Origin of the sequence: Haematospirillum sp. 15-248, assembly GCF_012102665.1 — a bacterium.
Classification (GTDB): Bacteria; Pseudomonadota; Alphaproteobacteria; order Rhodospirillales; family Rhodospirillaceae; genus Haematospirillum.
Genome location: NZ_JAAVTF010000009.1, coordinates 91,454 through 103,645, shown reverse-complemented (window position 1 = coordinate 103,645; position 12,192 = coordinate 91,454). Strand labels below are relative to the sequence as shown.

The window sequence follows — 12,192 nt, the reverse complement described above, 5'->3', positions numbered from 1 at the left end:
CATAGGTCTTGCCGGCAAAGTCATACCGGTTGTCACCGGTGCGGGTTGTCATGTTCTTCCCGTACAAGTACTGCAACGCGGCCATGTCATTGAGCATGTAGGTCAGCGGCGTGGACTTGAAGCCGCCGGAGCCATCATCGCCAATCTTGGACTTGTACGACATTAATGAATAGGCTGAAGAATCATACGTGCGCGTCACGGGGAAGCCGTGATCATTATCATCATCATGTGGGTGCTTCAGCCCCAGGGCATGACCAATCTCGTGCATGGCAATGGAACGCAGCTCACTCCCGACGGGAGCATCCATTCTTGGATAACTGTACCAAGCATCAAACCAGACAGATCCGGCAAAAGCATCCTCCGAAGGATAGGATGCATGGGCCGCCACACCCAGAAGACTGGTTCCGGACAATGTCTTGCTGGCACCTATCAGAATTCTTCCGGGTTCCCCTCCTCCCTTTTGTTCCGTGAACGAGAGACCGGTAAAATCTGCAAGATGCCTGAACGTCCCGGCAATCGATGACTTCAGACCATCCGTAATGAAGGAAGGATCAAGCGCCGTACCTTCCTGCCAGTCTGTGGTTACACTCTCGTACTCTGGGGATACAAAACTGTACGTCAGCCTCAGGGCTTTTCCTGGAACACCGTCGGAGGACCAGAACTTCCCCCCAAGCAGTGAGTCAATTTCATGCCTCCCGCTGGAAGGCGCGGTAAACGCACTATTATATCTGGTAGATCCGATACCCATAACCTGATTCCTCCTTGGCCATCGCCAACACAATCATAAAGGGATAATAATCAGGCTCCTCTACCTAAAATAAGTCAACATGCAATTTCCTCCTGATATTACAACCAGAAGATAGAAATTTGACTTTTTGTACATATAGTATTGGGTCAGGGGGCAGAACTGTGTCTAATATCCATGGTAGCCAGATGCGTCCGTGCACGCTCCGCTTCGGCAGAGTCAGGACTCCCGAGAATAACGGCCATCCAGTCCCGGCGTGCCGCTGAGGTATTACCTGCTTGGCACAACAGGACACCGCGCTCAACCAGTGCACCGCGATCGTTTGGGCTCAAGACAAGCGCACGCTCCAGATCGGCCAAGGCCAGATTCGCTGCATCCAGTTGCTGCCAGACAGAGGCGCGCAGAAGCAACGCGGGACCATAATCCGGTCGATAATCCAGAAGGGTATTCAGATCATCCACAGCCTCCCACAAGCGCCCCGCAGCCACTGACAGCTCTGCACGATCTTCAAGAATTGTGGCATTTTCCGGAGTAATATCGCGAACCTGCCCCAGAAGAGACAAGGCATGAACGGGATCTCCGGCCTGAATCCAGGCGGATGCTGCCTGATGCAACAGCGGCGCGTATTGTGCGGGATTCTCACGATGCTCCCCGGCAAGCGCCTCCAGGATGACTGCAGCCTCACTGAACTGCCCCAACTCGATCAGGGCCGACGCACGGCAATGGCGAGCCGATGCTCCACCAGCCTGCCCTTCCCAAGATATGGCCAGACGCAGGGCAGCATGAGGATCCTGCCGACTTTGCGCCATACACGCACCGTATTCTGCCGTCAGCCCCGCCACAGGAAGTGCCGCACAGACAACCATCACCAGAACGGGTGCAATACCCTTGATTATCACCAGCCAGACTCCCTGCCCGCAAACACGTTCAACACACGAAAACAGGCATACGATACTCAGACATTGCCTGTCATAACAGAACATGATGTTCTTACAGCCAAACAAAGAGTCAGGACACCACATGCCAACACTTCTCTGTTCCGGTTTCGGATTTTGCGCCGCTGCCCTTGCCAGCCGCCTTCTTGAAGAAGGCTGGACCGTACGGGGCACAACGCGTCACCCGGAGAAGGCCGGTGCTTTACGGGCAGCCGGGATTGAAACCTGGATCTTTGACGGACAATCCCCCATGCCTGCCGAAGCACTGGATGGCGTCACCCACATCCTGGTCTCGGCAGCCCCCAAGGAGCACGACGGAAAGATCATTGATCCGGTACTGGACTGTCACCGTGAGCAACTGCGCCAAGCAGCCGAAGCCGGAACCCTCCGCTGGGTCGGGTATCTGTCATCAACGGGCGTCTATGGCGACCACCAGGGCGCCGTTGTGACCGAAGACACCCCTGTTTCCGGCAACGGTTCCGGCAGCACCCCCTCCACAGCCAGGATCGAAGCGGAACAACAATGGCTGGAACAGGGTGGCCCGATACACATTTTCCGCCTGTCCGGCATTTATGGCCCCGGACGCAGCGCCCTGGACAGTGTACGCAGCGGACGGGCACAGCGGATTGTAAAACCCGGGCACGTTTTCTGCCGTATACACGTTGATGACATTGCCACAGTTCTGAGGACCTCTGCACTGCGACCAAATCCGGGACGGATTTATAACGTTGCCGATGACGAACCAGCCCCGTATGCCGATGTTGTAACGTGGGCCTGCACACTGCTGGGCGTGACACCACCCCCCGAGATCCCGTGGGAACAGGCACAGCTCAGCCCAATGAGCGCTGGTTTCTATAATGCCTGCCGGAGGGTGGACAATACACGGATCAAGGAAGAACTGGGCATCACCCTGGCTTTTCCCACATACAGGGATGGCCTGCGGTCTATTCTGGAGTTCGAACAGATCAACAGGCAAGCCGCCCAGCAGCTACAGCCGGCAGGAACATAAAGGCAGGGTTATGATAACAAAAAAGGCGGAGCCACCTGACAAAGCGGCCCGCCTTTCAAACTGTTCTGGTCACCTGATGCAAAGGAAACCAGAATCCGGGATTATTTGGGAGCCAGCAGCATGGTCATCTGCCGCCCCTCCATCTTCGGAAACTGCTCGACCTTGACAAATTCCACAGTCTCCTCACGCACCCGGTTCAGCACGTCCATGCCGATATTCTGGTGCGCCAGCTCACGCCCGCGAAAGCGCAAGGTTACCTTGACCTTGTCACCTTCCTCGATGAACCGCTTCAACGCACGCATTTTCACGTTGTAGTCGTTATCATCGATATTGGGGCGCATCTTGATTTCCTTGACCTCGATGATCTTGGCCTTCTTGCGCTGCTCGGCCTTGCGCTTCTGATTCTCGTACTTGAACTTGCCATAGTCGAGAATCTTGCACACCGGCGGCTCTGCATTCGGCGAGATCTCGACAAGGTCAAGACCAGCTTCGTCAGCCATTTCCTGGGCTTCGCGGATATGCACCACACCGACCTGCTCGCCATCTTGGTCGATCAGGCGGATCATCTGGGCGGTGATCATATCATTGACGCGCGGTCCATCTTTGGACGGCGGCGTCTGCATCGGTGACCTGGCTATGTAACCCTCTCCATGACATACAGAAACAACAAGGACCCCTGACCGATTCGGTGGAGCCCCCTGTCTTATCCTTCCTGTATGGTCAGTCGGATGATACGCGGGTGGCTCCTTTCCGGTCGTGAACCGGGGTCCGGTTCATTAAAGCGGCGGGGCGAACAACTAGCCCGGCATCCGCGCTTCCCCTGCAATCTTAACCAGGGCAGCTTCCAGCGCAAGTACTTCTTGCACCTGACCACCCAAACAACGCAGGGCAACCGTTCGCTCTTCGGCCTCACGGCGGCCAACAACCAGTATCCATGGAACCTTGGCGTGTGAATGCTCGCGGACCTTGAAGTTGATCTTTTCGTTGCGCACATCCAGGTCAGCCCTGATTCCCCGCTCTTTCAGGGCCGCAAGGACTTCGGAAGCCCAAGCATTGCCGTCCGATGTGATCGTTGCGACAACAACTTGGACAGGTGCCAACCATGCGGGAAAGCGCCCTGCAAAATTCTCGATCAAAATGCCGACAAAGCGTTCAAAGGATCCCAGAACCGCACGATGCAGCATAACCGGACGCTGCCGGCTGCCATCCTCGGCAACATAGCTGGCATCCAGACGCTCGGGCAGAACATAGTCAACCTGCAAGGTACCGCACTGCCAGTCACGCCCGATAGCATCTCTCAAGACAAATTCCAGCTTCGGGCCATAGAAAGCCCCCTCACCCGGGTTTGGCAGCGCTTCCAGCCCAGCCGCCGCTGTAGCCCGGCGCAGGGCATCTTCCGCCCGGTCCCAGACATCATCGGATCCGGCCCGATTCTCGGGACGGTCCGAGAATTTGACCTTGATCTCGGTAAAGCCAAAGTCCGCATACACAGACTGCAAAAGATCACAGAACGCGCGGGTCTCGCTTTCGATCTGCTCGTCGGTACAGAAAATATGGGCGTCATCCTGGGTAAAGGCCCGCACCCGCATCAACCCATGCAGGGACCCGGAGGGTTCATTTCGGTGACAGCTGCCAAACTCGGCCATACGCAGGGGCAGATCACGATAGGACTTGATCCCCTGCCGGAAAATCTGGATGTGGCATGGACAGTTCATCGGCTTGATCGCCAAGGTCTTGTCTTCAGACCCGGTCACAAACATATGCTCGCGGTATTTGCCCCAGTGACCGGATTGTTCCCACAACACACTGTCCACAAGCTGGGGTGTATTCACCTCCACATAGCCGGATGCTTCCAGGCGATTACGCATATAGGTTTGCAAGGTCCGATAAATGGACCACCCCTTGGGATGCCAGAACACCGCACCGTGCGCTTCAGACTGGAAATGGAACAGGTCCAGCTCCTTGCCCAGCCGGCGGTGGTCACGCTTTTCGGCTTCCTCCAGCATGTGCAGGTGATCATCCAGCTGGCGCGAGGTAGCCCATGCGGTCCCGTAAATGCGCTGCAGCATGGCATTGCGGGAATCCCCACGCCAATAAGCACCGGCCACCTTCATCAAACGGAAGGCTTTCCCCAGACGCCCGGTGGACGGCAAATGCGGGCCACGACACAGGTCTTTCCAGTCGCCTTGGCGATATACTGTTATCGTCTCGCTCTCCGGCAAGTCACGAATGATTTCGGCTTTGTAAGCCTCGCCGATGGACTCAAAGTGGGCGATCGCCTCGTTCCGGTCCCAAACCTCGCGCACAATATCCAGATTACGGTCCACGATCTCCCGCATGCGGGCCTCGATCGCCTCTAGGTCATCGGTGGAAAAGGGTTCATCACGAGCAAAATCGTAATAAAAGCCATTCTCGATAGACGGGCCAATTGTCACCTGGGTCCCCGGGTACAATTCCTGAACCGCCTGGGCCATCACGTGCGCGGCATCGTGACGCAACAGCTCCAGCACGGCATCGTCACGGGCCGTCAGGATGGATACGGTTGCATCGGATTCGATCACACGGTTCAGATCCCGCATCTCACCATCCACCAGCACTGCCAAGGCGGCTTTTGCCAGACCGGGACTGATGGAACGGGCAAGATCCACACCCGTTACCGGATGATCAAACACACGGACATTGCCGTCAGGCAGGGTAATGGCAACCATGATTTATCTCTATATCTCTTCAGCGTCGCAGCCCGTCGCACCGCAGTACGGAAAACAGGATATCGGGCCGGAACAGGGAAAACATCAGCCGGAACACGGATCGACAAGATCCGGAATCAGCAACACAACAAAACGGGGAACGGCAGGATCAGACCACAGGGGTCACTGCAGGCCCCGTGCCACTAGTTCGGATCCCGTCCCTGCCATGAAACAGGGCAGCGGCAAAACCGGAAGCGCCGGGGCAAACGACAATACACGACACGCAGGAGAGTCCCATCCCGAGAAAAAACCAAGCCCCGGAATAGCGCATTTTACCCTGCACTGTCGAGTCCGGGCAGACCCAGGGTCTCACACACACGGGCAACCGGCATGGCCGCCAGATCAGAGGACTGCAGAATGGTGACATCCGGACCACGTTGCCCACACAGGCGCGGATCGGAAGCGGATGAATACAACACAACCGACCGACACCCGATACCGGCCAGAAGATGCATCGGACCGGTATCATTCCCGACTGCCAGCGTTGCCCGACGGGCCAGAACGGCCAGATCCATGATAGAAGTCCTGCCAACCAGCGACAGGACACCGGGACACCGGGACATGATGGCATCCGCCTCGGACTGCTCAGCCGCAGTCCCGATAATAACCGGCGTCTGTCCGGATTGCAGCAGAACACGGGCCAGTGCAGCATAGTGGTCTGCAGGCCAGCGCTTGTCAGGACGGTGCGGGGCTCCGCCGGGTACAAGAAGGGCAAAAGGACCGTCGGGCACGGGACCACACGACAGGGCTCCCCTCTCCAGCCAGGAGAAATCCGGAGACGGAATAGTCTCAATACCGGCTACACGCAGCTGCTCGGCCTGGCGTTCAACCGTATGCATCAGGTCCCGTTGCGGATTGTCATGCGGATGGCTGCAGCTACGGGCAATGCCATTCCACTCCACATGATCACCAATCAGCCATCGGTAGGACGATGAACGCCCGGATGTCTGCAGGTCATAAACCCGGTCGAACTGCCCACCGCGCAAACGGGACCGCAACGCAAGCAGGGATGGCACCTGCCAGATGCAGGGACGGCTGTCTGTCCACACCGCGTCAAACCAGGGAGACGCTTCTGCCAAGGCCACATACGGGGCTGTTGTCAGCAAGGTGATGTGTGCACGCGGATGGGCTGCACGAAGAGCCGCAAACGGACCAAAAGCCTGGACAAAATCGCCCAGCGCCGAGAGCTTGATCACCAGGATACGCTGCAAACCGGCACTCACCGCCCCAGAAGCTCCCGGTACACGTCCAGGGTCTGCCGACACATGGCGTCGGTTGTAAACTGCTCCCGCACATGTGCAATGGCACGGGCGGACAGTTCCAGACGTTGCGCGGCATCCAGATCCAGACACTCGGCCAGGGCGGCGGCCAAACTGTCGGCGTGTCCGGGGGCAAACAGCCAACCGGTGCGACCCGGCTCGACAATCTCCGGCGCGGCCCCGTGATCAGGAGCCACAACAGGGCGCCCCATGGCCTGACCTTCAGCACATACCCGGCCAAAGGCCTCCGGATCCGTAGAGGCACTGACAACGACATCGCTGACCATGTAGGCAGCGGGCATGTCATTGCACTCCCCGGCCAGAAGCACACGGTCTTCAAGGCCGGCACGGGCCACCGCACGCTCCAGCTTGCGCCGGAACGACGTCCGCCCCTGGTCCGAGCCAACAAGAATACAGCGGAAACGACGATCCTTCAGACGCGACAGGGCATCAATCAAAAGCAATTGCCCCTTCCAGCGGGTCAGACGCCCGGGCAACATGATCACCGGCTCCCCGTCGGACAGGCGCCAGCGACGACTGAGCTGGATCATGCGTTCCGCGCTGACCCGATCCGGATCAAAGCGGCTGATATCCACACCGCGATGGATAACCCGGACCGGGCCGTCATCAGGCAGGTAATGGTCCAGGATATGGCCACGGATAAAACGGGAAATGGCGATAACCCGGTCCCCCATCACCATCACCTTGTTATAGGGACGCTTGAGCCCCAGAAGGCCAAGGTTATAGGTACCGTGGAAGGTCGTGACCAGGGGCACCCCCTCACTCCGCGCCGCCCGCAAGGCCGCCCAGCCCGGTGCCCGGGAACGAACATGAACCAGGGAAACACCGTGCTCGCGGATCAGGGCCCGCAAGGCATCGGCATTGGCGCGCAGGCGACAGGGGTTCTTGCTGGCCATCGGCAAGGTCACGTGCAAGGCACCAACCCGTTCCAGCTCGCGCACCATCGGGCCACCCTCGCTGGCGACAACCGCCTTCCAGCCTGCGGCCTGCAGCGCTGCCGCCACTTCGACCGTGCCCCGCTCCACGCCACCTGTCACCAGACGGGGCAGAACCTGCAAAATCACCGGGGCAGGCTGCTCGCCTGCAGAATCAGTGCTAAGGTGCATCACTCTGGCAAACTCACAAACTCTGTTTTCATTTCGAAAGGCCATTCCTGATGAATACCACAACCGGGTACCCTGCATCTGCAAAACTACAAAACATGCCGCGACCCGGCGGACGTTTCCTTGCATTCCGGAGCCTGACACAAACAAACCCGAACGCCACGACCGGCGTTGTATTCCTGCACGGCCTGATGTCGGACATGGAGGGTGACAAAGCCCTGTATATGGAGCAACGGTGCCGGATGCAAGGGCGAGCCTTTATTCGCTTTGATCAGATGGGTCACGGTGCCTCGTCCGGACGCTTCGACGAAGGCACGATTGGCGCATGGGTTGAAGACACATTGGCCGTTCTGGATACCCTGACAGAAGGGCCACAGATCCTGGTCGGATCATCCATGGGCGGGTGGCTGATGCTTCTGGCGGCCCGGGCCCGTCCGCAGCGTGTGGCCGGACTGGTGGGGATTGCCGCCGCACCCGACTTTACCGAAGATATTGTCTTGCCAGGCTTGAGTCCGACCCAGCGCCAAGATGTGGAAACACGGGGACGCACGGAAATTCCGTGCCCTTATTTGGAACAGCCCTATGTTTTCACGAAAGCCTTCTTTGAGGATGGCCGACAGAACCTTGTACTGCGAACCCCTTTGCCCTTTGATGGCCCCGTATGCCTTCTGCACGGCCAGCAGGATGACAGCGTACCGTGGGAAACATCCGTAAGACTAGCAGAGCATCTGCATTCAGCCAGTGTGGAATGTATCCTGATCAAGTCTGCAGAACACAGGCTTTCCCGTCCCCAGGATCTGGCCTGCTTGGGCAGGGCCCTGGACTCCGTCCTTGAACAGCAGGAAGAGAAGAAGCGCGCCGTCAGTTCCGTACCGGGTTGATATCGGCCGACAGATCCAGCATCGGCAGGATTTCGGCGCTCTGACGGTTGATGGCAATAAAAGCCTCGATGTGCGAATCCGACAGGGTCGGGATCACGGCAGATGTCTCGGCTACATAACGAGCCCGGTTGTGCAGGGTACGACAATCCGCGCACCGGGCCTCCAGACGCTCGCTCAGAAGCTCGTCCAGCTGGGCCCAGAGCTGGGTGTTCTCGGCGACGCAAACCCGAAGTTCTTCCACGGTTCGCGCCCGGCTCATACGTTCAGCGCACCGCTTCAGACGAAGCGCATAAACAGACCATTCAACAAACGCCATAACGGGCTCCCTGATCCCAGCCCCGGAACATCAGGGGGCAGGCATGATGGACAAGACAATCCCCGCCGCTGTAGACCGTCAAGCCCCGGACGAGGAATATGACTGTGCGAACACAGCCGAAAACAGGGGGTCAAAACAGCGAATCCTGCCGGGGGTCGGAATCCTGCCGAGTCCGGCGTGAAACCCGCCCCCCGGGACCACGAGCTACAACAGGCAAGTCTCCATCCGCAAGCTGGATGGACAGGACATCCCCGACGCGCACGGAAGCCCTGCGGTCAACCAGGAGACCGTTCGAGTCCCGAACCACAGCATAACCACGCTGCAGGGCACGCTGCCACGAAGCTGCCTCAAGACGCTCTGCGGCATTGAGCAACCGCTGCCCCTCATCTTGCTGCAAACGGCGCATTGCGGCCACCAGGCGCTGCTCCAGACCGGTTACACGATCCCGCCCCTGCGCAAGACCACGCACCGGTGATACGGCTGCCAAACGGACCGCAGCGGCCCCCAGTCGGGTAGAAGCACCTCCCAGAGACAGCCGAAAGGCACCGGACAGGGCAGATCCAGCCGTGTCCAGACGGGCAGAGGCCATTGCCACCCGGTCACGCGGATGGCGCAAGGCTGCCGCCAGAGCCAGAAAGCTGGACCTGTTCCGTTCCAGAAAACTGCCAACAGCTGTTCCCAGACGCTCCGCCCGGTCTTCCAGACGCTGCACATGGCCCTGCACCAGACGATCAAGGGGTGGCAGGCCACGGGCCAAGCCCTGTAACCGGGTCCCCTGCTCTGCAAAGCTCCGCCGTGTTGCCGCTGTCAAACGGCGGGCCACATCGGCCACCTGCACACACAGGTCCAGACGTACCGGCACGGCAATTTCCGCAGCCCCGGTCGGGGTGGGAGCCCGCCGGTCAGCCGCAAAGTCACACAGGGTCGTATCCGTCTCGTGCCCTACGGCGGAAATAACAGGAATATCCGAGGCGGCAACAGCCCGCACAACCTCTTCCTCGTTGAAGGCCATCAGGTCTTCCAAAGATCCGCCACCCCGGGCCACGATCACAAGATCGGGACGAACAACAGGGCTGTCTGGGTCCAGCGCGTTGAAACCCCGGACCGCTGCGGCAATCTGGGCGGCAGCACCCTCTCCCTGCACAAGAACCGGCCAGACCAGAACATGAACCGGAAAGCGGTCGGACAAGCGGTGCAGAATGTCGCGGATAACGGCCCCCGTCGGGCTGGTGACCACACCGATCACCCTGGGCAGGAACGGCAGCGCTTTCTTGGTTGCAGGATCAAAAAGACCTTCTGCGGCCAACCGACGCCGGCGTTCTTCCAGAAGCTTGAGCAGGGCGCCTTCTCCGGCCAGCTCAAGGGATTCAATCACAATCTGATAGGACGAACGCCCGGGCCACGTGGTCAGACGCCCGGTAACGATAACCTCCAGACCATCCTGCGGCTTTGTTCCCAGCTTCGGGTACGTGCCCTTCCAGATCACGCCATCCAGAACAGCATTGTCATCCTTCAGACGCAGATAACAATGGCCGGACCCGGCCAGCTTGGGCTGGCTGATTTCACCACGCACCCGGACACGGGCAAAATGATCCTCCACCGTGCGCTTCAGGTCGGCGGAGACCTCGGAAACAGTGCGTTCGGGCAGATTGTGAACCGGATCTGCCTGGCCGGTGGTTTCAGTTGCTGTCATAACGTGGGCGATGGCCGTTTCTTGTCTTCAGCACAGAAGGTGACGGGGCGAAAACAGGATGCTAGAACAACAGCCGTTGCCGGTAAACATCTTTGGTCGAAAGAGAACACCATGAAAGTTCTGGTTGTTGGCTCAGGCGGGCGGGAGCATGCGCTGTGCCGGGCCCTGAAGCAGTCTCCGCGCTGTTCTGCACTGTTTTGCGCCCCTGGCAATGCCGGCATTGCCAGCCTTGCGACCTTGGTACCTGTTGCCGCCGAAGCGGTGGTTGACCTGACCGCGTGGGCCAAAACCCATGCCGTGGACCTGGTGGTTATCGGCCCGGAAGCACCGCTGGTTCTCGGCCTTGCCGACCGTTTGCAAGAAGCCGGTATCAAGGTCTTCGGCCCATCGGCAGCAGCAGCGGCACTGGAAGGATCCAAAGGCTTCATGAAAGATGTCCTGCGTGATGCCGGTGTCCCGACGGCCTGGTACCAGCGCTTTACCGACAGCCATGCCGCCCGGGCCTTTGTCACCGAAAAAGGCGCTCCGATTGTCATCAAGACCGATGGCCTGGCCGCAGGCAAGGGCGTGATCCTGTGCCAGAACACCGCAGAGGCCCTTCAAGCGGTCACGGACATCATGGACCGACGCATTTTCGGAGATGCCGGCACAGAAATTATCATTGAACAGTTTCTGGAAGGCGAGGAGCTCAGCTTCTTTGCCATCAGTGACGGCGAAACGGCCATTCCTCTGGCCGCAGCACAGGATCACAAGGCGGTCGGAGACGGGGATACAGGCCCCAATACCGGTGGAATGGGGGCCTATTGTCCAGCCCCGGCTTTTACCGATGCCCTGCGTGACGAACTGATGCAGAAAGCCATCCTGCCCACTGTGGCCCACATGAAGAAGCTGGGGCGCCCCTATCGCGGTGTCCTCTTCTGCGGGGTCATGCTGACCGCTGATGGCCCCAAGGTTCTGGAATACAATGTGCGCTTCGGCGACCCCGAGTGTCAGGTTCTGATGGAGCGCCTGGACAGTGACATCCTGGAAGTCCTGCTGGCCGCAGCCGAAGGACGACTGGCCGATATCCGCCTGCACTGGAAAGATCAGGCAGCCCTGGTGGTAGTGATGGCAGCACGTGGCTATCCCGGTGCCTATGCCCGCAATACCGAAATCCGTGGGCTTGATGCCGCGTCCCGCTGCGAAGGTGTCTTTGTCTGCCACGCCGGAACCCGTGAAGAAAACGGGCGTATTCTTGCGACCGGGGGGCGGGTCCTGGGAATCACCGCCCTTGGCGAAACGGTCACCGAGGCACAGAAACGCGCCTACACCGCTGTCGATACCCTGGACTGGCCGGATGGATTCTGCCGGCGGGATATCGGCTGGCGTGCCGTAGCCCGTGAACAGACGTGACCATACTGTCACACCTCTTTTTCAAAACACTCTCTCCACACGGCTGCCTGATAAACATCAGGCATGCCCTTTCTCTGAAACCGGATTGTAC

Annotated in this window: 11 protein-coding genes; 3 read left to right on the top strand and 8 right to left on the bottom strand. The window is 59.1% G+C overall.

Going from position 1 to position 12,192, the window contains the following annotated elements; all coding sequences use genetic code 11:
* Both HEQ72_RS08835 and HEQ72_RS08830 read right to left on the bottom strand, forming a co-directional pair.
* On the bottom strand, window positions 1-748 hold a 748-nt coding region (locus HEQ72_RS08835; RefSeq protein ID WP_168020367.1), incomplete at its 3' end, for a matrixin family metalloprotease.
* 146 nt (window positions 749-894) lie between these two features.
* Window positions 895-1,644: a tetratricopeptide repeat protein gene (locus HEQ72_RS08830; protein WP_168023143.1), complete on the bottom strand. Its 750-nt coding sequence runs from the start codon at window positions 1,642-1,644 to the stop codon at window positions 895-897.
* Window positions 1,645-1,765: 121 nt separating this feature from the next.
* Here HEQ72_RS08830 and HEQ72_RS08825 point away from each other — a divergent pair, with 121 nt between their 5' ends.
* Window positions 1,766-2,689, top strand: coding sequence for an SDR family oxidoreductase (locus tag HEQ72_RS08825; protein ID WP_168023142.1), 924 nt, complete (start codon window positions 1,766-1,768; stop codon window positions 2,687-2,689).
* A gap of 101 nt (window positions 2,690-2,790) precedes the next feature.
* On the opposite strand, the gene infC is transcribed toward HEQ72_RS08825, so the two are convergent.
* From infC to HEQ72_RS08805, 4 genes are all read right to left on the bottom strand, one after another.
* Entirely contained in the window at window positions 2,791-3,312 is a 522-nt protein-coding gene (gene infC, locus HEQ72_RS08820; protein WP_066134279.1) for a translation initiation factor IF-3, read from the bottom strand.
* A gap of 174 nt (window positions 3,313-3,486) precedes the next feature.
* Entirely contained in the window at window positions 3,487-5,397 is a 1,911-nt protein-coding gene (gene thrS, locus HEQ72_RS08815) for a threonine--tRNA ligase (protein ID WP_168023141.1), read from the bottom strand.
* Window positions 5,398-5,708: 311 nt separating this feature from the next.
* Window positions 5,709-6,659 carry a glycosyltransferase family 9 protein gene (locus tag HEQ72_RS08810; RefSeq protein WP_322099225.1) on the bottom strand — a complete coding sequence of 317 codons (951 nt, stop codon included), beginning with the start codon at window positions 6,657-6,659 and terminating at the stop codon, window positions 5,709-5,711.
* Window positions 6,656-7,822 carry a glycosyltransferase family 4 protein gene (locus HEQ72_RS08805; protein WP_168020371.1) on the bottom strand — a complete coding sequence of 389 codons (1,167 nt, stop codon included), beginning with the start codon at window positions 7,820-7,822 and terminating at the stop codon, window positions 6,656-6,658. The genes HEQ72_RS08810 and HEQ72_RS08805 overlap by 4 nt, the downstream gene beginning before the upstream one ends.
* Window positions 7,823-7,872: 50 nt before the next feature.
* Here HEQ72_RS08805 and HEQ72_RS08800 point away from each other — a divergent pair, with 50 nt between their 5' ends.
* A complete protein-coding gene (locus HEQ72_RS08800) occupies window positions 7,873-8,700 on the top strand; it encodes an alpha/beta fold hydrolase (RefSeq protein WP_168020372.1) in 828 nt (275 codons plus the stop codon).
* On the opposite strand, the gene HEQ72_RS08795 is transcribed toward HEQ72_RS08800, so the two are convergent.
* Window positions 8,681-9,016, bottom strand: coding sequence for a hypothetical protein (locus HEQ72_RS08795; RefSeq protein ID WP_168023140.1), 336 nt, complete (start codon window positions 9,014-9,016; stop codon window positions 8,681-8,683). The genes HEQ72_RS08800 and HEQ72_RS08795 overlap by 20 nt on opposite strands.
* A gap of 130 nt (window positions 9,017-9,146) precedes the next feature.
* Window positions 9,147-10,709: an exodeoxyribonuclease VII large subunit gene (gene xseA, locus HEQ72_RS08790; protein ID WP_168023139.1), complete on the bottom strand. Its 1,563-nt coding sequence runs from the start codon at window positions 10,707-10,709 to the stop codon at window positions 9,147-9,149.
* A gap of 111 nt (window positions 10,710-10,820) precedes the next feature.
* On the opposite strand from xseA, the gene purD reads away from it, so the two are divergent.
* Window positions 10,821-12,101, top strand: a complete 1,281-nt coding sequence (gene purD, locus HEQ72_RS08785; protein WP_168023138.1) for a phosphoribosylamine--glycine ligase — start codon at window positions 10,821-10,823, stop codon at window positions 12,099-12,101.
* Window positions 12,102-12,192 lie beyond the last annotated feature (91 nt).